General features: G+C 30.1%; 33 protein-coding genes. 4 read left to right on the forward strand and 29 right to left on the reverse strand.

The genetic code is table 11. The features are described from left to right. Positions 1-22 precede the first annotated feature (22 nt). From ACR0P1_RS04290 to ACR0P1_RS04335, 10 genes are all read right to left on the reverse strand, one after another. Positions 23-655 (reverse strand): phosphopantothenoylcysteine decarboxylase domain-containing protein, encoded by a 633-nt coding sequence (locus ACR0P1_RS04290; protein ID WP_432645208.1) that lies wholly within the window; start codon positions 653-655, stop codon positions 23-25. Between the two features lie 25 nt (positions 656-680). Further along, entirely contained in the window at positions 681-1,193 is a 513-nt protein-coding gene (locus ACR0P1_RS04295) for a flavoprotein (protein WP_432645177.1), read from the reverse strand. A 21-nt stretch (positions 1,194-1,214) separates the two neighbouring features. Continuing rightward, positions 1,215-1,763 carry a PsbP-related protein gene (locus ACR0P1_RS04300; protein WP_432645178.1) on the reverse strand — a complete coding sequence of 183 codons (549 nt, stop codon included), beginning with the start codon at positions 1,761-1,763 and terminating at the stop codon, positions 1,215-1,217. Positions 1,764-1,790: 27 nt separating this feature from the next. After that, positions 1,791-2,504 carry an endoglucanase gene (locus ACR0P1_RS04305; protein WP_432645179.1) on the reverse strand — a complete coding sequence of 238 codons (714 nt, stop codon included), beginning with the start codon at positions 2,502-2,504 and terminating at the stop codon, positions 1,791-1,793. 57 nt (positions 2,505-2,561) lie between these two features. After that, on the reverse strand, positions 2,562-3,368 hold the full coding sequence (gene pheA / locus ACR0P1_RS04310; protein WP_432645180.1) for a prephenate dehydratase: 807 nt from the start codon (positions 3,366-3,368) through the stop codon (positions 2,562-2,564). Positions 3,369-3,397: 29 nt separating this feature from the next. Then, positions 3,398-4,198, reverse strand: coding sequence for a CBS domain-containing protein (locus ACR0P1_RS04315; protein ID WP_432645181.1), 801 nt, complete (start codon positions 4,196-4,198; stop codon positions 3,398-3,400). Between the two features lie 25 nt (positions 4,199-4,223). Then, positions 4,224-5,159, reverse strand: coding sequence for a CBS domain-containing protein (locus tag ACR0P1_RS04320; RefSeq protein ID WP_432645182.1), 936 nt, complete (start codon positions 5,157-5,159; stop codon positions 4,224-4,226). 63 nt (positions 5,160-5,222) lie between these two features. Further along, complete coding sequence (locus ACR0P1_RS04325) at positions 5,223-5,921, reverse strand: 7-carboxy-7-deazaguanine synthase QueE (protein WP_432645183.1); 699 nt, start codon at positions 5,919-5,921, stop codon at positions 5,223-5,225. Beyond that, positions 5,921-6,436, reverse strand: coding sequence for a 6-pyruvoyl trahydropterin synthase family protein (locus ACR0P1_RS04330; protein ID WP_432645184.1), 516 nt, complete (start codon positions 6,434-6,436; stop codon positions 5,921-5,923). Before ACR0P1_RS04330 ends, ACR0P1_RS04325 begins: the two co-directional genes overlap by 1 nt. Continuing rightward, complete coding sequence (locus ACR0P1_RS04335) at positions 6,433-7,029, reverse strand: DUF366 family protein (RefSeq protein ID WP_432645185.1); 597 nt, start codon at positions 7,027-7,029, stop codon at positions 6,433-6,435. The genes ACR0P1_RS04330 and ACR0P1_RS04335 overlap by 4 nt, the downstream gene beginning before the upstream one ends. Before the next feature lie 98 nt (positions 7,030-7,127). Here ACR0P1_RS04335 and ACR0P1_RS04340 point away from each other — a divergent pair, with 98 nt between their 5' ends. The 3 genes from ACR0P1_RS04340 (at position 7,128) to cas4 (ending at position 11,106) form a co-directional block, all read left to right on the forward strand. After that, positions 7,128-8,201, forward strand: a complete 1,074-nt coding sequence (locus tag ACR0P1_RS04340) for a DNA polymerase subunit beta (protein ID WP_432645186.1) — start codon at positions 7,128-7,130, stop codon at positions 8,199-8,201. A gap of 336 nt (positions 8,202-8,537) precedes the next feature. Continuing rightward, positions 8,538-10,025, forward strand: coding sequence for a sodium-dependent transporter (locus ACR0P1_RS04345; protein WP_432645187.1), 1,488 nt, complete (start codon positions 8,538-8,540; stop codon positions 10,023-10,025). 286 nt (positions 10,026-10,311) lie between these two features. Beyond that, positions 10,312-11,106: a CRISPR-associated protein Cas4 gene (cas4, locus tag ACR0P1_RS04350; RefSeq protein WP_432645188.1), complete on the forward strand. Its 795-nt coding sequence runs from the start codon at positions 10,312-10,314 to the stop codon at positions 11,104-11,106. A gap of 19 nt (positions 11,107-11,125) precedes the next feature. Here cas4 and ACR0P1_RS04355 read toward each other — a convergent pair whose 3' ends face one another. The 19 genes from ACR0P1_RS04355 to ACR0P1_RS04445 all read right to left on the reverse strand — a co-directional run bounded on the left by ACR0P1_RS04355 (position 11,126) and on the right by ACR0P1_RS04445 (position 22,769). After that, a complete protein-coding gene (locus ACR0P1_RS04355) occupies positions 11,126-11,785 on the reverse strand; it encodes a DUF5612 domain-containing protein (protein ID WP_432645189.1) in 660 nt (219 codons plus the stop codon). Beyond that, a complete protein-coding gene (locus ACR0P1_RS04360) occupies positions 11,778-12,041 on the reverse strand; it encodes an energy-converting hydrogenase B subunit P (RefSeq protein WP_432645190.1) in 264 nt (87 codons plus the stop codon). The genes ACR0P1_RS04355 and ACR0P1_RS04360 overlap by 8 nt, the downstream gene beginning before the upstream one ends. Positions 12,042-12,053: 12 nt before the next feature. Further along, the gene (locus ACR0P1_RS04365) at positions 12,054-13,052 is read right to left on the reverse strand and encodes a respiratory chain complex I subunit 1 family protein (RefSeq protein ID WP_432645191.1); all 999 of its coding nucleotides are present in this window, start codon (positions 13,050-13,052) and stop codon (positions 12,054-12,056) included. 3 nt (positions 13,053-13,055) lie between these two features. Further along, complete coding sequence (locus tag ACR0P1_RS04370) at positions 13,056-14,186, reverse strand: nickel-dependent hydrogenase large subunit (RefSeq protein ID WP_432645192.1); 1,131 nt, start codon at positions 14,184-14,186, stop codon at positions 13,056-13,058. Between the two features lie 12 nt (positions 14,187-14,198). Further along, the gene (locus ACR0P1_RS04375) at positions 14,199-14,645 is read right to left on the reverse strand and encodes an NADH-quinone oxidoreductase subunit B family protein (RefSeq protein WP_432645193.1); all 447 of its coding nucleotides are present in this window, start codon (positions 14,643-14,645) and stop codon (positions 14,199-14,201) included. Then, on the reverse strand, positions 14,646-15,137 hold the full coding sequence (locus ACR0P1_RS04380) for a 4Fe-4S binding protein (RefSeq protein WP_432645194.1): 492 nt from the start codon (positions 15,135-15,137) through the stop codon (positions 14,646-14,648). Then, the gene (locus ACR0P1_RS04385) at positions 15,125-16,543 is read right to left on the reverse strand and encodes a 4Fe-4S binding protein (protein WP_432645195.1); all 1,419 of its coding nucleotides are present in this window, start codon (positions 16,541-16,543) and stop codon (positions 15,125-15,127) included. The genes ACR0P1_RS04380 and ACR0P1_RS04385 overlap by 13 nt, the downstream gene beginning before the upstream one ends. Positions 16,544-16,555: 12 nt before the next feature. Beyond that, positions 16,556-16,807 carry an energy-converting hydrogenase B subunit J gene (locus ACR0P1_RS04390; protein WP_432645196.1) on the reverse strand — a complete coding sequence of 84 codons (252 nt, stop codon included), beginning with the start codon at positions 16,805-16,807 and terminating at the stop codon, positions 16,556-16,558. After that, entirely contained in the window at positions 16,804-17,280 is a 477-nt protein-coding gene (locus ACR0P1_RS04395) for an MnhB domain-containing protein (protein WP_432645197.1), read from the reverse strand. Before ACR0P1_RS04395 ends, ACR0P1_RS04390 begins: the two co-directional genes overlap by 4 nt. After that, entirely contained in the window at positions 17,277-17,558 is a 282-nt protein-coding gene (locus ACR0P1_RS04400) for an EhbH (RefSeq protein ID WP_432645198.1), read from the reverse strand. The genes ACR0P1_RS04395 and ACR0P1_RS04400 overlap by 4 nt, the downstream gene beginning before the upstream one ends. Continuing rightward, positions 17,551-17,886: a hydrogenase gene (locus ACR0P1_RS04405; RefSeq protein WP_432645199.1), complete on the reverse strand. Its 336-nt coding sequence runs from the start codon at positions 17,884-17,886 to the stop codon at positions 17,551-17,553. The genes ACR0P1_RS04400 and ACR0P1_RS04405 overlap by 8 nt, the downstream gene beginning before the upstream one ends. Further along, complete coding sequence (gene ehbF, locus ACR0P1_RS04410; protein ID WP_432645200.1) at positions 17,883-19,340, reverse strand: energy conserving hydrogenase EhbF; 1,458 nt, start codon at positions 19,338-19,340, stop codon at positions 17,883-17,885. The genes ACR0P1_RS04405 and ehbF overlap by 4 nt, the downstream gene beginning before the upstream one ends. Beyond that, positions 19,330-19,716, reverse strand: a complete 387-nt coding sequence (locus ACR0P1_RS04415) for a cation:proton antiporter subunit C (protein WP_432645201.1) — start codon at positions 19,714-19,716, stop codon at positions 19,330-19,332. The genes ehbF and ACR0P1_RS04415 overlap by 11 nt, the downstream gene beginning before the upstream one ends. Then, positions 19,716-19,949, reverse strand: a complete 234-nt coding sequence (locus ACR0P1_RS04420) for a DUF4040 domain-containing protein (protein WP_432645209.1) — start codon at positions 19,947-19,949, stop codon at positions 19,716-19,718. The genes ACR0P1_RS04415 and ACR0P1_RS04420 overlap by 1 nt, the downstream gene beginning before the upstream one ends. Position 19,950: 1 nt before the next feature. Then, the gene (locus tag ACR0P1_RS04425; RefSeq protein WP_432645202.1) at positions 19,951-20,373 is read right to left on the reverse strand and encodes a cation:proton antiporter; all 423 of its coding nucleotides are present in this window, start codon (positions 20,371-20,373) and stop codon (positions 19,951-19,953) included. Then, positions 20,370-20,636: a hypothetical protein gene (locus tag ACR0P1_RS04430; RefSeq protein WP_432645203.1), complete on the reverse strand. Its 267-nt coding sequence runs from the start codon at positions 20,634-20,636 to the stop codon at positions 20,370-20,372. The genes ACR0P1_RS04425 and ACR0P1_RS04430 overlap by 4 nt, the downstream gene beginning before the upstream one ends. A gap of 45 nt (positions 20,637-20,681) precedes the next feature. Beyond that, entirely contained in the window at positions 20,682-20,996 is a 315-nt protein-coding gene (locus ACR0P1_RS04435) for a Na+/H+ antiporter subunit E (RefSeq protein WP_432645204.1), read from the reverse strand. Positions 20,997-21,289: 293 nt separating this feature from the next. Continuing rightward, the gene (locus ACR0P1_RS04440) at positions 21,290-21,994 is read right to left on the reverse strand and encodes a metal-dependent hydrolase (protein WP_432645205.1); all 705 of its coding nucleotides are present in this window, start codon (positions 21,992-21,994) and stop codon (positions 21,290-21,292) included. A gap of 73 nt (positions 21,995-22,067) precedes the next feature. After that, positions 22,068-22,769, reverse strand: coding sequence for a deacylase (locus ACR0P1_RS04445; RefSeq protein WP_432645206.1), 702 nt, complete (start codon positions 22,767-22,769; stop codon positions 22,068-22,070). Positions 22,770-22,852: 83 nt separating this feature from the next. On the opposite strand from ACR0P1_RS04445, the gene ACR0P1_RS04450 reads away from it, so the two are divergent. Beyond that, the gene (locus tag ACR0P1_RS04450) at positions 22,853-24,775 is read left to right on the forward strand and encodes an IGHMBP2 family helicase (RefSeq protein ID WP_432645207.1); all 1,923 of its coding nucleotides are present in this window, start codon (positions 22,853-22,855) and stop codon (positions 24,773-24,775) included. Positions 24,776-24,923: the final 148 nt, after the last annotated feature.

The raw sequence follows: 24,923 nt of genomic DNA on the forward strand, positions 1-24,923 counted from the left end.
AAATGATATAAATTACATGTTACTATACATGAGTAGATATTTTTTCTGATATTATATCTAAAATAACTTTTGCAATTTCCATTTTTGAAGCTAAAGGAACAGACAATACATCATCATCAACTATGAATACTTCATTATTATCAGATCCAAAACAACAATCTTCTTTAGATATATCATTAGCAACAACAATATCTGTACCCGCATGTTTAATTTGTTTTCTAGCACAGCCAATAATTTCATCTTTTGAAACATTGAATTCAGCTTTAAATCCAACTAAAAATATATTAGGATTTATATTTTTGACTTGACGAATTATTTTGGTTGCAGGCTTTAAATCTAAAGATAGTGAACTACTTGAATCAATCTTTTTATCATCTTTTTTTTTAAACTCAAAATCAGAAACCGCAGCAGTAGAAATGAATATATCAAAATCAGGAATTAAGCTTAAAATAGCTTCATTCATTTCACTACCCGTTTCTACATGAATGACATCAAAAACAGAAGGAATTTCAACACTAACTTTAGCAACAACAAGAGTTAAATCAGCACCTCTAATATATGCTTCCTTTGCAAGTGCTAAACCCATTTTACCAGAAGATTTATTTGTAATCCCCCTTACAGAATCTATGGGCTCATATGTTCCACCAAGACTAATTAAAACTTTCTTTCCTTTAATAAAATCAATCCTTCTTATTTAAAGTAATTGTCCTTAAAGATTCCAGTACAATGTCCTCTTTAGATGGAAATTTAGCTTTTCCTTCATCCATGCGAGGTTTAATGAAAGTAGCTGAACCTTCTTGTTTAATTTTATCAATGTTTTCTTTAATAGCATTATACATTGAATCATGCATAGATGGAACAAATATGATTGGAGTATCATGACCATAAGCAGTGATTAAAAGAGTGGAAACGGCATCATCAGCAATTTTATATGCAAATTTTGAAATAGTGTTAGCCGTTGCTGGAGCAACCAATATTAAATCCTCTTGAGAATATTTAACATGTTCAATTTGACCAGTTAATTTAGTTACGACATCATTTCCTGTTGCAAACTCCATTGCATTCGGATGTATAATCTCACATGCAGCATCGCTCATGAAACACTTTACGATAATATCATTACGTTTAAACTCACGAGCTAATTTAATAGCCTCAGTAGCTGCAATACTACCAGTAACACATAATACAATCATAATAATCCTCCAATATACTAATTATGTAATTTGAATGTCAGATAAAATATAATCAAATACATATACATTATCTTCAAATTCATCTATAGGTGCACTATATAACATAACATAAGCTTGTCCTCCTTTTTCAAACCAAACAGCTTTGTGGGCTTTTATAGTATCATTTTGATTAGAAGAATACACATATTCATATGCATGAATATTGTTTATCATAACTTCTCCAGAAGATGACAAATTAAAAGAGGAATCTTTTTGCATTGAGTTATATGTACTATTTAAAAAAGTATAAAAATCCCCTTGAACAGCTTTTTTCTCAAAGTTAATATTTACTTGACCTACACCAGCAGAATCGATTGAATCCAACTTAGATATTGACATGATAGAATAATTGGAGTTGGACTCAGAATAACCCCAATTAGAAGGATAATGAATAACAATACCTCCTTTAGATAAAGTCATCATAGTAATATCTGAATTATCTTCTTCAGCATTAACAGATGAAAATGCACAAATAAGCAGTAATATAAATGAAATAATTATTATACTTCTTTTAAAAACATTATTTTTCATACAATCACCATTTAAATAGGAATATTATTATCCTCCATTCTCTCCCTCGTATCCAGAACCGGAATCTCCACTTGAAGAACTGCCTGAACTAGACTCACCACCAGAATAATCAGAATCACTGGAACTACTATCAGAATAATCAGAACTACTTGAACTATCATAAGAATAATCAGAAGTTGATGAATCCTCGGTAGTTTCTACATCGGAATCATTGGTAGAGTAATCTTCATTAGATGAAGCTGTTACAGTCTTTGTAGTATTATTAATATTTTCAGTAATATCAGGGAATGCAGTATCTTGAACTATAGCCACAGCAGATGTCTCAGAAACACTATTGAAATCCAAATTAAAAACTCCATAACCTACACCAACTGTGAAAGCCACAACTAATACTAATAACAATACTAATTTAAATGTTCCACTACTCATCTGTTTTTTTTCTTTTTTATTATATTTAGCATCACCATTTTTAGGATCAATAATGTATTTTTGGACTAAATCTTGCTTTTCTTCCTTTTCATTTTTGGTAGATTTCCTACTTCTTTTAATTTGAGTAGTTTGATTAGATTTACCTTGCATAGATCTAATCCTTTGAGTAGCTTCTTTTGCATCAATAGAATTTAATTTATCTTCATATTTAGAACGAAAATAACTATATTTCTCTGGAGAAATCCTTCCAGAACGATAATCATGTTCCAAACTATTCATAATTCTTAGAAGTTTATCTCTATCACTTGGCATTCCTACCCTCCCTGAATCATTATAATATAATTTTATATTAAAACAGTAATTTATAGTTTACCTAAACTCAGGATAAGAACCCAAAACTTTTAGAAAATAAGTTTTATCTTTGATTTGGTCAATGATATTTTTAATAATATCATCATTTCTATGTCCATTAAAATCAACAAAAAACAAATATTTACCCAATCCTTTTTTAGAAGGCCTAGACTCAATTTTAGTTAAATTAATATTATTCTTTTGAAAAATTCCCAAAATATCATATAATCCACCCGGTTTATCTTCATAAATAGAAAATATAATAGAAGTTTTATCAAAACCGGTTGGTTCATGATCATTTTTTGATATGACAACAAACCTTGTTTCATTATTATCATTATCTTGGATATTTGGTTTAATTATATCTAAACCATACAATTCAGCTGCTTTTGAATTTCCAATAGCTGCTTTATTTTTATGACCAACAATATTTTTAGCAGCATTAGCGGTACTTACTACATAATGAGGTTGAATTTTATTCCCAATAATAAACTCTTGACATTGAGCGATTGCTTGAGAGTGAGAATAAACATCCTCGATGTCTTCCATTTTAGTTCCAGGATTTACCATTAAATTTTGATTAATTGGAATGATAATTTCATCAAATATTTTCAATTCAAATTTATGTGCTAAAGAATCTAATGTGATTCCAACAGGCCCCTCAATTGAATTTTCGATTGGAACAACACCATATACTGATTCATCATTAACAACACTTTCCAAAACTGCAGGAATAGTACAATATGGAATCAAATTACCTCCAAGCATATTAGCCGCTTCATGAGTAAATGTTCCTTTAGGCCCTAAAAATGAGATTACTGGCATATTCATACCCTTAAAAAAAAATAAAAATATTAAGATTCTAATTTTGCAATTAGTCTTAATATATCTGTTTGTGTTATAATACCAATGACATTACCCTCTTCAACAACAGGTAAACCATTGTATCCTGTTTCAATCATAATTTTAGAAACTTCGCTGATTGACATTTCTTTAGATACAGAAGATGGGTTTGAAGACATAATTTCCTCAACAAGAACCTCTTTAATTTGAGATTTTTGATATTTTTCAGGAACATTTTTTCTAAAATCAATGAATGCTCTCATTAAATCTTTAGAGGTAATAATTCCCTTAAGTTCATCATCCTCTATAACTGGTACTCTCCCAACATTAGCATTAAGCATCTGTCTCCTTGCATGAATTAATCTATCACTTGGAGCAACCGCAATTACATCATTAGACATGACTTCTTTTACAGTTATCTTATCAAATGCAATTCCACTAGCCAGAGTTACAAAATCGGCTTTAGAAACAATTCCAACCATACCTTCATCAGATACAATAGGAACTGATCCAATACCATTTTCCAGCATCAATTCTGCTACATCACCTAATTGCATTGTTTCTAAAACAGTGATTACATCTTTAACCATTACAGATGAAATATGGAATCTTGATGCGGGCATGCTTTCAGATTTTGAAGATCCAAGTTTGTTAGCAATATCCCTTTCAGAAACGATACCTACAAGTTCTTTATTATTTGTTACAGGCAAACGAGAAACATTATGTTTGCGTAATAATCTTAATGCATCAGAAAGATTTTGATCTTTGTCTATTGTAATTAAATTTTCAGACATCAAATTCTTAATTTGCATGATTATCATCTCCTTATCTATACACTTATGCTCTTCTAACTGAGTTCAAAACATCTCTTTCTGTGATAATACCTATAATTGTATCATCTTTAATAATTGGTACACCACCAATGTTTCTTTCTGCGAATAACTCACATAATTCGCCTATAGTCATTTTTTGTTCTACTGTAATTGGGTCTCTAACCATAATTTCTGATACAGTAGTTTTTAAAACATCAGTAGCTAAATTTGAATTTAAATTATCAAATAATTCTTTTGCATTTAAGAATCTAATTACATCTGTTGATGTTAAAATACCTAATAATTTTTTATTTGCATTAGAAATGTCAGCTTCACCACCAACAATTGGAATTCTTCTTAAACCATTTCTAACCATTATTTTACATGCACTTTCCAATGGTGTACCTGGAGTAGTAGTAAATACTTTAGGACTCATGTATTCATGCACAGTTTCTTTACCTGCAATACCAGCTAAAGATAATGAAATATCTCTCTCAGTTACAATTCCTGCAAGTTTTCCATTTTCATCAACAAGAGGAACAGCTCCTACTTGGTTATCTAACATTGCACCTATAGTTTCTCCAATTGAAGCTTTTGTAGATAATGTAATTAAGTCACGAGACATAATCTCTTTAACAGGTTCATTAATTGCTGCTAAGAAGTTATCTTCGTATTTATTCTCAATAATGTTAAATTTTTTTCCTCCACCAAAGAAATCTAATATATCCATTACAGTTACAATACCTAATAATTTACCAGAACCTGGATCGGTAATTGGTAATCTTCTAAACTCATGTTGCATCATTACTTTAGCAGTATCCTTAATAGATTTAGTTGGAGGAATGGAAATAACATCTTTAGTTGCAATAGCCATTATATCTCCTTCTCTATCGTGAACTTTAGTCACATGTTCAACTGCTCCAGTATTTGATTTTCTATTAATGGATGTTTTATCTTTCATTTACACACCTCTATTATCAAATCACACATCAAAAAAATAAAATCAAAATATCAAAAACAAAACTCACTCAATATTCAATATTTTATGAATTTGAGGAATGGTGGAAACATCAAAATATTGTCCAACAACTTCAGAATACTCAAATAATCTAGAATTAATATCTTCCCAGTCATTTAAAGGACTTGACGGTTGGATAATTATTTTAAGGTTGCTTTTGTTTGAAATATTTTTTGATAATTTTTCAACTACCTCTTTAAATGATTCTATTTTCGTTGAAGGCAATATGACTACTTTACAATATACCTTTATGAACTTCGCCATTAATAAATTTAGTGATTTAATCTCATTCAATAAAATATCCTCATTAAAATTATTATCAAAATGTTCAGGTAATTTAATATCTAACGAAACAATGTCCAATTTATCAATTGAATCAATATTCTCCGGCAAAGTACCATTTGTTTCAAGCATTATATTTAAATTAAAATTCCTGCTGACCTCAGAAATGAAGTCAGGATACAAACTAGGTTCTCCACCAGTAAATGAAATTGTCTTACAATCAGGAGTTAAAATTTTATTGATTCTCTCACAAACTTCCTCAGGCGTCATTAGTTTTCCTGATTTTTCAGATTTACTATTCACCGTATCACAGTAATTACAATTTAAATTACAACCTGCAAATCTGACGAAAATTTGCCTTTCACCAATTAAAAGGCCTTCTCCTTGAAAACTTGAAAATATTTCTATTATTGGAGCTTTCATTATAAATCTTTCCTATATTCTGCACCTTGACCAATGCCTTCATTAACACAAACTGCAACATATTTTAAGTTATCATAAGACTCTGATAATTTTTCCGCCAAATTTTCAGCAAAGTATTTTGATAACTCTTCTGCAGAAGTATACGGTAAAGGCAATAATACACAATCCACGGAAGGAATTGAATATCCTTTACCATCTATTTTAAAATGAATAGATTTATTTTCTTTTAACTTCTCAATTGAGTCATTTTCCTTATCAAACTCTTTAAAATCAATTAAATCATTGAAAACTGGAATCAATAATCTATGATCAAGTTCATTACAAATTGCTTTTGTAAAACCTTTTACATCCTTAAAATCAACTACAAATTCGAATTTTCCAGCTCTTTCACCTTCAATTTCAACATCTACAAAGTAAGAGTGACCATGAATAAAACCACAGGATTCATGACCAGGAATTACATGTGCAGATGAGAATCTTAAATTTGATTGAATCCCATTAACTAAAATTTTCATCCTAACACCTTTGTTTTACTTATATCATTTTCAATTGTTTCTAACTCATCAATAAATCTGGATACAATTTCATTAATCAAATCTAATAAATTATCATTATTAAAAATTTGAGTTCCATTTTCATCTTTAATATCGCATAATCCAATTGTTTCAACATCATCGGGAGTTCCTTTATCTTCCAAGTTAAGTGCGAAATGTATTTTTGCAGAACTTAAAGAAATACTAGCTATTGAAATAGATAACTTTCCACCATCTACAAAAATATCATCACCTTCCCTTTTAGTTTCAATTCCATATTCAGTAAGAATCTCCCTAAAAATCATTACAAGAAGCCTTTGTCTTAGATAAGCAATCCTCATATTTGGAGGTTGCTGATCGAAGAATTCACAGATGAAATTAACCATATAATTAGATTTTATCTCCAATCCCACATCAGCAAAATCCTTTAAGTTATCTGGAGTGATATTGACTGGACCAATCCAACTTATAATTGAGGAACCATAAATTCCAAACTCTTGAAAAGCCCAAGACGGATTAATTTGACTTCCATCATATTCAAATATTTCATCAATATGTTTATGAATAATAGACATAAACTAATTTAAGATTATATTTTTATATAAATATTAAGATTAAATGAAAAATTAATTTAAAGATGTCTTATAAAATAATTTAATTAGGAGATAATAAAATGGAACAGGTAAGAACAAGAGATTTTATTTACACAAGTGACGATTTATATTTTGCATCAACAAATTATATCCATCCAAAAGACAGAGTGATTTCATTTTTAAGATATATCCCAGATCCTGAAGGAGATAGGGAAAAAGATGGTAAAAAATACAGAAAAGTAGGATCCATAGAGGCTTACGAATACTTAAGAGAAAACCATCCTGATTATTTATATTTTTGTGATGTTACAAATGTCGAAATGATGGGAGTACCACTAGAAAAAGTTAAAAGAATAATCAAACCTGAAAAAAGACTTTCAGATATTAAAGATACTTTTGATAATGGTGGAGAAGTTAAAAATCCAGAACTCATTGCAAAATTAATGGATGTTGCTGATTTTTTCCATTTCGTTGCAAATATCCCTTATGATCATTTAGGAATCTCAGGTTCTATTCTGCCCGGCCTTCAGAAAAGTGATGTTTCAGACTTAGACTTTGTGGTATATGGTCTTGAAAATCACAGAAGAGCAATATCAACATTTAAAGAACACAGAGGAAAAGAAGTTTATATCGAAGAAATTGATAAACATATCACAGTCAAAGGTATTACAGATGATTATTGGGATTTTGTATATAATAAAAGAATGAGTGATGAAAGTTTAACTAAAGAAGAATTTAGATGGTATGAAAATAGAAAAGCAAATAGAGGAACAATTAATGGGACTCTATTTGATATTTTAGCTACTAAAGATTACAATGAAATTGAAGGAACTTGGGGAGATACTGTTTATGAACCTCAAGGAATTGCTAAAATTGAATGTGATATTGTAAGTGCACTTGGTGCATTTGATAATCCTTCATCATACACTATTGAAAATCTAAAAATATTAGATGGTGTTGAAGCACCTATCAAAGAAGTCGTTTCATTTACACACACTTATGCTGGTGAAGTAATTGATGGAGAACACGTAATCGCAAAAGGCAGAGTAGAAAAAGTTATCACTCAAGGAAAAGACGATTATTATAGAATTGTTGTTGGAACCAATCGTGAAGCAATTGATGAATACTTGAAACTTAAAGAAAGCCCTGCATAAATCGGGAGTTTATACTCCCAACTATTTTTTAAAATAAATCCTATCAACAATAGAAGATTATTTTTACCTAGTTCAAGCTAATGACTAGTCTCATACAATATGGAGTTTTAAAGAACAAACTATTCTTTTTTAAAATATTAACAAGAGGTAATGAACCTATTACATATCTTTTCAAAAACTTCTGGATTTTCAATTGAATAATAATTTAATAGAGTAGATAAAATAAAATAATTATTCAATATTCCTAAACAAAACTGAAAGAAATAAGTTAAAAAAATCCAATCAATTATAAACATCAAGATACAAAGTAATAATGTTATTATTTAATGTGATAAAATGAGTGAAAAAAAGGTAGAATGGGAAAGTAATTTTGCATTCATGATGGCTATGATTGGTTCAGCTGTTGGACTTGGAAACATTTGGCGTTTCCCAAATGTTTTATATTCCAATGGTGGGGGATCATTTATGATTCCATACATCATATCATTATTCCTACTGGGAATTTCCTTTGTACTAGTAGAATATGCAGTTGGATTCCGATTTAAGAAATCTATCGGCAGAATACTATTCTCAATAAGTAAAAAATTAGAACCAATAGCGTGGTTTATTGTACTAATCGTATTTTTAATTACAACATACTATATTTGTGTTGTAGGATGGGATTTAATTTATGTTCTTTTAAGTTTTACAAAAGCATGGGGAGCAAATCCCGATGCATTCTTTACCCACAGTGTATTACAATCAACAAACTCAATAACTGGAATATTCCAAATCGTCCCTATCGTACTTGCATCAGTAGCTGCTATTTGGTTCATGATATGGTTCATTGTAAAAAGAGATTTGAATGAAGGAATTGGAAAAGTAAGTAAAATTCTATTACCTGTACTTTGTTTAATAGTGGTAATAATTGTCATATTCTCATTAACTTTGCCTGGAGCATCAAGTGGATATATGCAAATATTTACCCCAGATTGGAATGCATTAACCGATTTAAATGTATGGCTAGCTGCATTTGGACAAATTGTATTCTCACTTAGTTTAGGTATGGCAATTGCAATGACTTATGCAAGTTACTTGCCAGAAAAATCAAAATTAGTTGATAGTGCAATAACAGTAGCATTTTCAAACTCTGCCTTCGAAGTATTTAATTCCATTGGAATCTTCTCAATTTTAGGATTCATGGTAGTGTCAACAGGAATTCCATTTAATGAATTAGTAACTGAAGGAAGTGGTCTTGCATTCGTAGTATTCCCCCAAGTATTCAATACCATGGGAACAATGGGATCAATTATAGGACCATTATTCTTTATATGTATACTATTTGCAGGAATTACATCTACAATTGCACTTCTAGAAGTAGCAACATATGCAATTTCTGAAAAATTCGATATTAAACGTAAAAAAGCTGTTACAATGATTTGTATTGCAGGATTCATAATTTCAATAATTTTTGCCACAAGCCTTGGAAGTACAATACTTGGAGCGTTCGATGCATTCTTAAACAACTTTGCATTATTACTTGCAATCTTTATTGAATGTATAATCTTCGGTTGGATTTATGACTTCGATAAATTAATCGAAACTTTAAATAAAGATTCAAGAATCAAAGTAGGTAAAACTTGGAAAGTAGTAATTAAATTTATTTTACCTATTTGTATCGCAGTCTTATGGATTCAAGGAGCTTATTCTACAATAACAAGCTCAGATAGTCTGAGATTAGTCATTATGGTAATATTGAGTGCAGTATTAATTATATTACCAATAATATTTGCTAAGTTACCTGCGAAAAATAAAGACTACTACAATGAAGAATTAAATGAATAGCTAAATAATTAGCTATTTACTTTTTTTATTTTTAAAACAAGATTCTGTATTTTAAAGAATTTATAACCCAATTCGCCATTCCTAGAAATGATTAAAATATATTATTAAACTCGAGTTTTATTAACAGACAACAATTCAAATACCTCATTAAAAAAATCATTTAAAATTAATATACTGTGCATATAGATAATATTTAGATGTATTAATAAAATTTAAGAGTTTAAAAGCCATATTTATTTATATTAATAATTTCTAAGTAATTATACTGAATTTAAGAGGCAAAAATATGATTAACATATCTTCAATAAAAATGCACATGTACTGTCCAATGAGTTTATATCTGAAAACACATGTTGATATCGATGAAAACAACGAAAATAATTGTTATTTGGAAATTAAAAACTTAAAAATTGACATTCAAGATTTAATGCAGAAAAATATTCGTAAAATCAAAAGAACCATGAGTTTAGGAGAAATTGAAAAAATATTATCCCAAAATATTTACGAATACATAGAAAACACAACAGAATCAATGAAATCTTCAAATATGGAAATTACCACCGAACAAATTGACGAAATAAACGATGAAACATATTTCAACATAAAAACATTAAGTATCAAATCTAAAAAAGCAATGACCATATTAAATAAAGATGGGTTTAATATTAGTGAAATGTTTTTTCCCAATTGTATTTATTCCTATTTAATTAAAGACCCACAGCTTGAATTAATTGGAATATGTGATAAAATAGAAATAATTGATGGAAAATATTATCCAATATCCATTAAAAGTTCAAATCCACCAATAAAAGGTGTTTGGGACCAGGATGCTATTGAACTTGTTGCAAATGCAATCCTTCTTGAAGAAGAATTTGACACAGAAGTGTTTGTAGGATTTGTTGATTATAAAAAAATTGGAGATAGACGACCAGTTGTAATGGATGTTAACCTTAGAAAATCACTATTCAATGTAATACGAGAAGTTAAAGAAATAATTGAAAATAAAAAAATCCCAAACATCAATAAAAATTCTAAAAAATGTATGAAATGTGAATATGAAAAAATTTGTATGGAAAAATAGTGGATAATATTCAATTTAATTAAAAACGAATATTACCATCTAAACGTTCAATATTGAATGCTGCAGTATCTGCAATCGCCATTACCGCTAAAACACCTGCCTGAACAGGATCAGTGATTATTAAATCAGCATATTTAGTTACACTACCTGGCATATTAAGTGAAATTACAACCAAATTACTTTCATTCTTAACTTTTTTAACAGCCCGAGTAATTTCACCACCCATTAGTGAACCGGCTAAAACTAAAGCTCCGACACGAGGAAGCCTAGAAATAGCTTCAATAGCTTCAGCTAATGATTTTTCACCAACCAATGGAATAGTATCAATACTAATACGCTCACCACGTATATTATGCCTATCTGCTTCTGTGATTGCACCCATAGCTACTTGAGATACTTGTACTCCACCACCAACAATAATTATACGTTTACCATAAATATCCAATTGTGAACCATGTAACTCAACTGATTTAATCTCCTCGATCTTTTTTAAATCTTCGATTAAATCATCAATGTTTTCAACATGTTCAAGTTCAAGATTAATAGAACCCATATTGTTCTTCTCAACAAAAAGATGAACATAACTGATATTTGCCCCATATTCAGTAATAACATCAGTAATATCGTCTAATACACCTTTCTTCTCATCAGATTTAATAGTTAATGTATAATCACTCATTTTTTGGCCTTACTTTATCTAATTCAGCATGGGCTCTTTTCCACATGCTTAAATAATTATCATTTTTAGTAACTGGAATGACATCAAGCCCTAAATCCCTATGTTCTTGAATCCATTCTTCATCAAAAACTGGAATTTCCATTTTAATTGGTTCAGAAGTTTTATTAACAATAATAAGATCCCTATAAGGGAAATCCCATTCAACAATGTATCCTCCAAGACTTATTATATGATATGGTCTCATAACAAATTTCATAAATAATTCCCCCTATAATAATCCAAGTACGATAGATAATATACCAAGTAATGTTGCTCCTAAAATTGTTGGTAATAATTGCTTGTTTGTAAATACTGGTGCGAATGCTGAGAAAATACCCATCATAAATACAAAAATTAAAGTAACAGCAATATTAACAAGAATTCCTAGTGAAAAAATGTTTGGAGGAACACCAATGAATAGTACTGAAAATACAGCACCAAGTACAAACATGAAAAATCCTCTAGTTACAAAGACAATAGACCTATATTTAGCAGCATATTCCATATATGGTCCTTCGATAACATCAGATTTAGCCTTAATAATGGAAAATGGATATTCATTTAAAGTTATCATATAACCTATGAAAAATACAATAGCAGCAATTCCACCAGATATTGTAAATAAGAATGGACCATGCACCTGTTGGAAAGCAACAATATTCTCTAAGAAAATACTCCTAGCAGCAGTTACTGGAGCAAACAATGCCAAATACAATGGAAAAGATCCATAAGTAATCATTCTTAAAGACCTTTTTGCACTCATATCTTCAATAAAAGATAATGGAGCTTTTAAATGAGCTGCTCCTTTTACACGATCAGGGAAAGGCATTCTAACAGACATTACAGATTTTGATAATGCTCCCATCAATACATAGCATATTTCTTCTACTTTTAAAAATCCAACAATAGCCACTAAACTTGCAAGTGCGGGGATTTTATAAGCCTGTGGAGTTAATGCAATTAACACACATAAAACCACAATGAAGCACACTATTGGTAAACTTTTATATAATTTTGGAACAGGAGATGAAACTTCAACATCTTCCTTAAATAAAAATTTAAGTGGAGCCATAATTCCTGGAGAAAATACTAATGGACCAACCCTTTGTTGAATTCTTGCATGAATATATTTTCTTTCAATACCTGGAAGCAATGTTGAAATTACAAAACAAACAACCACTGTAAGAATTACTGCAACTATTGGATTAGTAATTATATTTGAATACATAATCTATCTCCTAATTACCTCAATTGCCCTATCAGTACATGTAAAACATGGATCACATTGTACTATACATAATTGACCATCTGTAAGATGATTACCAATACATGCATATTGCATTGCACCAATGTTTGCCATTGAAGGAGTTCTAATGATACAATGTCTTACTCTACCGGTTTCTAATGCATAAGAATGATATAATGTTCCTCTTGGAACTTCAATATAACTTTCAGAAATTCCATCAGTATCAAACATTTCCCAATCATTATTAACTAATTTACCATCAGGAATATTTGCAATAGCTTGCCTTATGATTTTAATTGATTCAAATGATTCTAAAACTCTCATCAATAAATTAGATTTTACATCACCATCAGGTTGGGTTACTACATTATAATCGAAATCATCATACTCAAACATGGTAGTTCTTAAATCTCTTGCAACACCAGTAGCCCTAAGAGATGGGCCAGTTACAGCTAATTTAATTGCTTGTTTTTGTGGTAATACTCCTACACCAGTAATCCTTGACAATACAATTGGATCTGCGACAAATCTATCAGCAAAATCTGAAAGACCATCATCAAGTTTATCCATGTCCTCTTTAATCCTTTGTAATTTGTTAGAATCTAATTCACATCTAGGTCTTACTCCTCCTAAAACAGAACAACCATATTGAACTCTGTTTCCTCCAATCATTCCAAGTAATTCCATGACTATTTCTCTTAAATAGAATACTCTCATTGAAAATGTTTCGTGAGCCAATACTTCACAACCATGAGCTAAATACAAAAAGTGTGAGTGTAATCTTTCAAGTTCACCCATGATCACACGAATATAAGTAGCTCTCTCTGGAATTTCAATACCTAAACCAATTTCAGCGGTTCTGCATGAATTCCATACATGTGAATTAGAACAAATTCCACAAATTTTTTCAGTAAGTGCATTTGCCTTTTGAACAGGAAGACCTTCCATGATTCTTTCTATTCCCCTATGATTAACACCAATAGTAATTTCAGCTTCTTGAATTATCTCATCTTCAACAAAAAACCTTACTCTATATGGTTCCAATGCAGCAGGGTGAACTGTACCCATTGGAATTTCCGTTTCAATAATATTATTTGTTGGTACTTTTTCATCCATATAAATCCCTCTCTAATCCGCATCTAATAATGTAGGTAAAAGTGATACAACCCCAGCTAAAACATCTTGTGGCCTTACAGAACAACCTGGAATTTTCGCATCAACAGGTATGATATTATCAACTGGCCCTTCGATTTCCTCTGAAGGAATATCTCCAAAACAATTTTTATAAACTCCACCCATTAAAGCACAACTTCCTGCAGCTACAACTAATTTAGGATTAGGAATAGCATCATAAATTGCTTCTAATGGTTTTCTATTTAAATGTGTAACTGGTCCTGTTACAACTAAAACATCAGCTTCACGAGGATTCCAAGTTAAAAACACATTATATTGTTCAGCATCAAACCTTGGTGATAATATTGAATTAACTATTTCAATATCGCATCCATTACATCCACCAGTATAAACTAACATGATATGTATTGCTCTTGCTCTTGAAAATGATTTAATTCCCATCTAATCACCATCCTCTTTATTTTTTAATACTGTTTTATCTGATAAATATTGTGCAATAAATTTGAGCTTATCATCGGATATTTTAAATGGTTGTTCAAGGAATTCTGAAACATTTACTTCCTGATCTCCTACACAAGATGGATGAACAGCTCCTTTTTGCCCATAAAGTGAAAATATTGGACAAAAATCATGACAATAATAACATACAACACACCTTTCAAGGTTAATTTCAGGCACTTGATCTTTAATCCAACCTTTAGTTAATTTAACAGGATGAGCTAATGATTTCATCTCAATTGCATTGGTCGGACATACATTAGCACAACCAGAACATCCGATACATGCATTTTCATCAACTCTGTCATCTACTCCCACTGAAAGAGTTGCTATTTGTTTCTTCATATCCATATCAGTAACTCTATCAGCTGCAAAAAAGATTCTTTTAAAGTTAGTAAATGCTCCCTCTAAAGCTATTTTAATTAAATTTCCCATTTAAATACCCTCATTGAATCTTTAAAATTTCTTTCAAATAAAAATGCTCTTGCAGGACATGCATTCTTACATGCACCACAATATATGCAATTTTCTTCATTAACCACGAAATTACCGTCAATTTTTTCAATTGCATCATATGAGCAGGTTTTATAACATAATCCACAATGCATACATAATTTTTGTTCAATGAAATTGAATCCATCTTTAATCTCATTTTTATAACTTGTAGATTTAGGAATGGCATCAACAGGACAATGTACTGCACAATTTTCACATAATATACATTTATCTAAATCAACAGATATGCTTCCTCTGTTAAGTGTAATTGCTTCTTCCTGACATACTTCAACACAAATTCCACAAGATATACAATCCTGTGAAACTTTTCCATCCCAAGAATAAGTCATGAACTGACGAGCATTTTCATTACAAACTTGGAAACATTTTCCACAAGATACACAGAATCCAGACAATGTAGGTAATTCTTCTTCATTAAGCTCATTATAAATGAACATTTCATCATCTTCAACTAATGTATGAACTGGACAATGAGCAATAACTACCTCATGATTTGAATTTTCTGCATCTAATGTTGGATCATATCTTAATTTATTATTATCCGCACGTTTAAGTGATTCATTTTCACATAAATCAGCACATAATCCACAGTTCAAACATGAAATAATTGAACCGTTAGGTTTTTGATTCAATTTATTGACAGCAATTTCAAAGTTATCAACAGAAATTGCATTATGAGGACATGCTTTCATACAGTTAAGACAAAGTGTACATGATGTTTTATTAACAATTTGATGTTTATTCATTGAATCATTAGGACAAACATCCTCACATAATCTGCATCCACTGCAAATTCCCTCATCCCTATCAATTTTAACATGAATAGCCCCAGTAGGACAATATTCCTGACATCTTCCGCATAAAATACATTTATCAGCATCAGTTCCAAAGTAACCTCTTATAACTACTTTAGTTTCACTTTCTTTTTTGTGTGGAACATTGTTTAATGGAGGGTTAAGAATTTGTAATGATCTAATCAAATTTAATTGTTTATCTTTTTCAAGCTCATATCCATCAACACGGTTTGAACAAACTTCCTGACAAACACCACAACGGGAACAAATACCATATACAATCCCATCTTCAATATTAATATTATCAATAGGACAATTGTACATGCACATTCCACAGCCATTACATTTAGCCCTGTCTACAACATATCCTCCATAACCATTTTGGAATATAGCATCATTTGGACAGTTTTCATAACATATTCCACAAGTAAGACAACTAAATGCCTTTCCATTGATAAATCTAATAGATTTTGTAGGACATTGATTAATACAATCCCTTTTTCCTTCACATGTATTAGTTGTTAAAAACATTATAAAAACTCCTTATTTACTCCTTGCAAATAGTAGTTTGCCTACAAAAATTCCTATTAAAGCAGCTACAAATGCAGTTGAAATTGGTAAATCTGTATAAAATGGATAATTTCCAGATTGCCATGCTACAATGATTCCTGCAATAATTATTATTACAAATGATGCTAAAGTAAACTCTGAATCACAGTTATTAAGCTTGATTTGAGATCCAATAATTACACCAAATATTATTCCAAATATGATTGGTCCTAAACTTAACATCATTCATTCTCCTCAGTAATTTTTTTAAATCCAGCAAATGCAATAACAATTGCAGATAAACCTACAAATACTTTCAATCCCACAAATATGTTAAGATACGGAATAATTCCAGCATTAGTAACATCAGGATAATGGAACACATTTTGAATTGCAGAAGGTACAACATTCAATAAATCTGTACCAACATTGTATAAGAAAAATCCTCCTACAAATAATCCTATTAACCCAAAAATAATAAATCCTAATGCACCAATAGACTCAAGAACTTCAATATATGCATGTGAGAATTCTAATGGAGAATTACCTAATCCATATACAAGAATTGATAATATGACTCCACTTGCAATCATAGCACCACCTTGGAAACCTCCTCCAGGAGTTATATGTCCTCCAAGAATAGTCATTATACCTAAACAAATCAATATCAATGAAATAGGTAAACAGACTAATTTTAAAATCATACTACCTTGACTCATTCTCTATCCCCCAATAATCCTCTACCAAATACAAGTAAAACTACTAAAGCAGCAGTCAACAATATGATTGACTCTCCCAATGTATCATAAGCTCTGAAATCAAAGATGACAACAGTTACCATATTTGGAGCTATTTGAGTTCCTAAAACATTATAAATATTACTTACACCCGCATTAATCATGCTACTTAAATGAAATACAGCATCAAACAAAGTAACAGAGAATATTGCTGTCATTACTGCTACGATTAAATTACGGACTGATGTGTGATTAGACAAGATTACCACCCCAATACATAACTACACATATAATTGCAAGTGTTACTATTGAATAAAATAGCATTTTATCCAGAGAATCCTCTTGTTCAATTTTAAACTTTGGGATAAGTGGAATATTTACAATTAAAACAACTGCTGTAATTAAAGCAACTAATCCTGCAAGTAAAATACTTATATGTCTCAATAACAAAGTCGCTAAAACTAATGAAACAATTAAAAATATTTCTGCTGAAATACTACCTGAAACATCCACATTAGTCACTGGCCCTGGTGAAAACAATTTTCTGAATTGTTTTACAACACCAAATATTTTGTCATATAATGTCATAATATTCCCCCTACAAAGCTAGAAATCCCTTGTACGATAATATCTGGGAATAAACCTAAGAGCACGATCAATATTAATAATATCCCCATTGCAAATACCATAGCGCGAGGAACCTCTTTATTTTCAACATCTAATTCAACTGGTTTTGGTTTTAAAAACATTGTATAAAATGTTTTTACAAATACCATGAATGTAGCAATACTTACCATAATTGCTAAAATTGATAGTTCAGGGAATCCACAACTTAAAGACGCTTGAACAAGCATTAATTTAGATTGGAAACCACTTAATGGTGGAACACCTGCCATAGCTAAACCACCAATTAAAAGCATGATACTTACTTTTGGATGATATGCTAAAAGACCACCAAGTTTACGTGTATCCACTTCATTTGTTGCTTCAACTATCGCACCAAATCCAATGAATAACAATGCAGTAATTATAATTTCATTTAATGCTTGGAAAAGTCCAGCAGTAATTGCAAAGTTAGTTCCAAGACCAATACCTAAACCAATGAAACCTAATTCTCCAACAGCTAAAAATCCAATCATTCTCCTGAAGTCTGTTTGGGTTAATGCAAGTGAAACACCCAATACCATAGCTAAGATAGAGAAGAACACTATGAGGACTTCAAATATTGGTAATACTGAATATATTCTAAACATTATTAATACAATTGAAATCATTGAAGCGACTGTAAATGACTGAAGTAAAGCTGCTCCGTGAGGTTCTGCTTTTGAGTAAATTCCAGATTTTATAGTATGGAATGGTGGTAAACCGGATGCATATAACCATCCAAAGAATATTAATCCGAGTGATAATAAAAATACTGGAGATTTTACATTAACTAACCCACTATGAACTGCAGTAACAATATCAGTTATATTTACACTACCAGTTAATGCAAGTAAGAATCCAATTCCTAAAAGCATTATTGGACTTCCAATTGATCCTAAAATCATATACTTCAAAGCCATTTCATAGCTGTAATCAATTGATGAAGCTGCAACTATACCTACTTGTGCAAGTGCTAAAATTTCAAAGAATACAAACATATGAAATATATCATCTGTTAAAAACATTGCAGTAACAGCTGCAGTACCTAAGAATAACAAGAACAAATAAGGTCCTGAAACTTTCTTATATTTAGTTAAATAAATGAATACAACTAAAAATGTTAAAAGACCTATCATTGCAATAAATACTTGTTGTAAGAATGAAAATGAATAAGTAATTGCAGGATGATACATGAAATTTGTCACATTATCCAATATTGGTTGATACCCTCCAAAGTAATGGAGACCATAATTTGACAATAATGGAATTAAAGGAAGACAAATTGCAACAACAAATGCAAAAATCTTAATGACTTTATTGAATTTTGAAAAAGCACTAATAATTAATGCTGCCATTAATGGAATGACAACCATAAGAGGAATTAATTCATTCATCATATTCCTCCTGTTTTGATGTATCTGCTAACATTACACTAGTACTTAAAGTACCATATTTTCTATAAAGAACCATTGCTAAAGACAGCATGACGGCCAATGTACTTGCACCAATTACAATACTAGTAAGTACTAAACCGAAAGGCAATGGATATGCAGCGTTTGAAGCAAACCATGAAGTGTCCATACCAGGCATCAAAATAGGTACAACACCACCTGCTTTATATCCAATAGCAACAATGAACAAATTAGCTCCCTCTTCAATGAAGCTAATACCGATTATCTTTTTTATGATATTATCAATAAAAATTGCAGAATAAAGACCAACAACAATCAATGCAACAGAAGTCAATAATATCGCAAGTTGAGTTTGTGCCATTAGTTATCCACCCTCTGAGTTTTTTTAACAGCTAAAGCAATGAATACTGGCACAATTGCAGCACCTACAATAGCTTGAGTTAAAGCAACATCAGGCGCCAATAATATTTGGAAAAGAACCGAAAGAGCTCCACCTGAAAATCCAGTTAGAATCGCTGCTTTTAATAAGTCTTTTTGGATAATAGCAAGAATGGCACTTAAAACTGTTATTAAACATAATATAAATTCTATCATCCTACTCATCCTCTTCAATTTCTAATGTAGTTACTGAAAACCTTTCATCTACTTTAAGTTTTTCTGAATCTTCAAATTCTAAAGCTTGCATTTTTTCTTTAGGATGTAAAAATGGATGGTTTTCACCTACATCTTCTTCTATAATTTGTAAATCTGAATTATTTTCTCTATCTTCTTTTTTCCAATAAGCATTACCTACTGCATGTGCTATGAATGGCATTAGAATAAAGTAAATTCCAGCAAGCAAATATTGACCTATTGCAATCATTGCAATAACACATGCAACATCGAAAACACCCACAATATGAATTCTTGCATAAACAACATTCTTTGTATCTTTATCCAAACTAATAAGGCCTATTGCAGAAATTATAGTTAAAATAGCTGCTATGATAAGAAGAATTGACTGAACATACTCAATCATTCATCACCACCCCCTAAAACTACAGAAAATACAACAGTACCTACAAAACCAAAGAATATTAAAGCTAATGATATATCTCTAAAGAATTCAAGATTATATAATCCACCAACGATTAATAATGCAACTGCAAATGCATTTACCACAATTGAGCTTCCTAAAAGCCCCATAGATGTGAATTTATAAGCACTTGCTCTTAATGCAGCTAACATCATTATCATTAATGCTATAACCACCAAATATTTTGAAACAAATAATATATCCATACTATCTCACTCGATTATTTTATAAGAAAAATGTTAAAAACAAATTTATTCCAACATTTTCTTTATATATGGTTCAAAAGGAATAACATCCTCTTTTTTTCTTGGAGAAATAGTAGCCACTTTGATAATGTTATTTTCACTGTCTAAATCAACAGCCAAAGTACCAGGAGTTAAAGAAATACTATTTGCCAATATTGTTTGTGAAACAGGTCTTTCTAAAACTGTTTCAATATCAAAAACAACAGGATCAATATTTCTTCCCATAATCCCATAAAATGCAACATTAAATGTTGATTTAAAGATTTCATAAATAAGGTCTAAGAAATAAATAATTCCATAACCAATTCTAGTCAAAAACATTAAATAAGCTCCATTTCATTAATAATTAAAAAAGTCAAAATTGACTATTTATAATAACAGTATTAATTATCATGATTATTTATTATAAATGTTATGTATTTATTATTTGAAATGTTATAAAAAATAAATAACATGCGTAATAATTTTTTTAAAAAAATAAAAAAGGAATTAACCCATATAAAAACAAGAAAATAAACATAATATCAGGTTAAATTAAATTTAAAGAAGAATAACACGAAATAAAAAAAACTCATTATTATCGCAACAATAAATTCCAAAAAAGCTCAATTCTATTAATACTGAATATAGATTTCAAATATTTTAAATAACCAGGATGCATGAAGCATGATAGCTAAAATTGCTAAAATAAAAATTACAGTTAACCCAAAACTTTTATAAACCTTTTTTGAAGATAATGGAGCAAATAGTTTAATTCCAGATGGAGTAAATGAATCTAGAACAATATGTGAGAACAATCCCAAAAATAAACTTAAAACAATTTCCATATAGGTGAAGTCCCCTGTCTTGACTACAAACAAACAAATAAAAAATATTGGTAAAAAAATCAACAGTAATTTTTTATTTAAAAATAAAAAGCCCAATAAAGCAATCAATATAGCTAAAATCATATAATAATCATTTAGTGTTGTGAATGTTGTTATCAACTGCAATCCCCAAATCAGTATTAAGCTAACTGCTGCAGTTAATGTTAATATCCCAAAGAGTGAATGAGTAAAACTGCGATGTTCAGAGAAATAAAAAGTTACACCTAAAAATACAACAATTAAACCAACATAATAAGGTAATTTAAGTATATAAAGTGATATGAACATTATTAATCCCAAGATAATCATCTTATATACATTGTCCTTTTTGAACTTATGATCAAAATCTGGAATATTTGCACCAATTATTGTTAAAGCAATTAACAGAGGACTGTGAAAAAACATGCACGCAAGTAACAATGCAAATATAGAATGTCCTTTATAAGACGACAACTTAAATCACCTTATAATTATTATTTAGATAATAATTAAAAGTAATTAATCCAAGAGCATTTGAAAAGTAATATTAAATTCCAAAATAAGATAAAAAACTTTTCATTTGACTAAAAGATCGCTCAACAGTACCCCTTCCAACATTACCAAATGGAGACAAAACTTCACATGTAATTGATGGAATCCCATTTAAATTACAAACATCCTCAACAGCACCTTTATATGCAGAACCTGCAAAATCAAAAGAAATCATTTCAGAACCTATGTCTCGTGAAATATAATTTGCAATTAAAAAACTTTCAGAAGTTGGAGATTTTGATGAAAAAATAGACTCACATCCAGGATTAGAATTAAAAGCAGTTGAATGGAAATCCCCCACAGCAAAAATATCCAACTTTTCAATTGACTTCACAATCAAATTGCTTACTGAATTTTCAATATGTGATGCTCTATTTAAATCAATCGAATTAAAAGTTCTTTCATTATTCATGGAAGATTTCGGAGCAGCAAATGGAATTAAATAAATTGTATTGTTCAATTCACTGTTAATTAAATAATTTATCAGATATAGATTAGCTATTTGGGGAGGCAATTCATTTCCATGAATTCCAGATAGAATCATTATCTTCTTCCCACTATCCCCCATCTTGAAAATCGGTGTGCCATAAACAGATTTCTCTAAAATAAATAGGTTAATAGGAGTTAATTCCAAATGCTTTAAAATGTTTTTATTTCTTGCAATGTAACCTCCAGAAAAATCTGAAATATAACTCATCTCCAAATTTCCAAATGAATCTATCTTTTTAAAATGCATAATTAATTATACATAATAACCCCTATTTAAAAATAGGGATTAATTTGAAGAAATATATTAAACGACTAATTAGACTTGTTAACTATGAAAGAGAAGCTGAAATAGAGTTGATGACTCATGAAATCAGCACAATGTCAGGTAAAAAACGAGAAGAATTAGGTAGAGCCATAAATAAAGTTAAAGGAAAATTTATCGGCAAAGAATTAGGACTAACAATTATTCAATTCGGAAGGTCTGAAAAAATAGAAACAGAAATCTCTGTGGGAGATATGGTTTTAATCAGTACTGATAATCCACTAAGAAGCGATTTAACAGGAACAGTCACTGAAAAAGGAAATCGATTTATCAAAGTCGCATTTGATAAGAGAATCCCAAAATGGGCTATGAAAAAGAAAGTTCGAATTGATTTATATGCAAATGATGTGACTTTCAAGAGAATGGAAGATAATCTAAGGCATTTAAGTTTAAAAGGAAAAGATGCCTTAGAATATATTTTAACTGATAGAAACCCAAAGAAAAATAAAAAAACACTATATATTGATTATATTGATGATTTTCTTAACGATTCACAAAAGATAGTTATTGAGAATGCTCTTTCATGTGAAAACTTCTTCTTAATACATGGTCCTTTTGGAACTGGCAAAACAACAACACTAGTTGAATTAATCATACAGGAAACCAGACAAAAACACAAAGTATTAGCTACAGCTGAAAGCAATGCTGCAGTAGACAACATACTGGAAAGATTAATGGAAAATAAAAAACTAAATCTAACAAGGCTTGGACACCCTCAAAGAGTATCCAAACATAATATTACAAAAACTTTAGCTTATAAAGTTGAAAAACATGAGCTAAATAAAAAAATTAAAAAGATTCACCAAAAAATAGACAAACTAATAGAAAAAAGAAATACCCACACAAAACCAACACCCCAATTCCGTAGAGGATATAGTGACTATGATATATTACATAATGCTTCAAAAGGAAAAGGTGGACGTGGAATTAATCCTGAAAAAATGAAATCAATGGCACAGTGGATTGAATACAATCAGGAAATTGATGAATTACAGGACAATATAAAAAGAATAGAAAATAAAATAATTCGAGATATTATCGAATGTAGTGATGTCATTCTCACAACAAACTCATCAGCAGCCCTTGACTCAATAGCTAAAACCAAATTCGATGTTGCAATTATTGATGAAGCATCACAAGCAACAATCCCCAGCATATTAATTCCAATAGCCAAAGCTCGTAGATTTATACTTGCCGGAGATCACAAGCAACTTCCTCCAACAATTATAAGCCCAAAATCCAGAGAGTTAGAAAAAACATTGTTTGAAGAATTAATTAAACTTTATCCATATAAATCCCAGCTATTAAATATCCAATATAGAATGAACAAGTTGCTTATGAAATTCCCGAACAGGGAATTTTACAATAATGGATTAAAAAGTGATACAAGTGTTGATGAAATAAAAATTGATGATTTACTTGGCCCAAATCACCATGAAGAAGCATTACTTTTTATTAATACTTCAAATGCAGATACCAATGAAGAAAAACATTTAAGAGATTCAAAGTCACTGATAAATCCATTAGAATCTGAAATTGTAATCAATATTGCTAAAGACTACTTAAATAATGGGATCAATGAAGAGGATATTGGAATAATAAGCCCATATGCAGACCAAGTAAAATTAATACAAAATAAAACTCCAGTTGAAGTAAAAACCGTTGATGGATTCCAAGGAAGAGAAAAAGAAATTATCATCATATCAACTGTTAGGAGCAATGATAAAGGCAACATTGGCTTTTTAAAAGACTTAAGAAGATTAAATGTCGCCATAACAAGAGCTAAACGAAAATTAATAATCGTTGGAAATAAAAAAACCTTAAAAAATAACCCCACATATGCACGACTCATTGAATTTGCTGAAAAAGAGGGCTTATTAACAAATGCCTAAAAAAAACAGACTCTTTCAAAAACTTTGTTGATTTGAAATTTTTTGATGAAATTGGTTTGGAATTTTTAATTTTATCTAAAAATAGTTAAATTTAATAAATAAGTGGAGTAAAAGTTTTTATCATGCTAAACCAAAAAACAAATACTCC

The sequence above is a fragment of the Methanobrevibacter sp. genome, from assembly GCF_050872065.1.
In the GTDB taxonomy this organism is placed as follows: Archaea; Methanobacteriota; Methanobacteria; order Methanobacteriales; family Methanobacteriaceae; genus Methanocatella.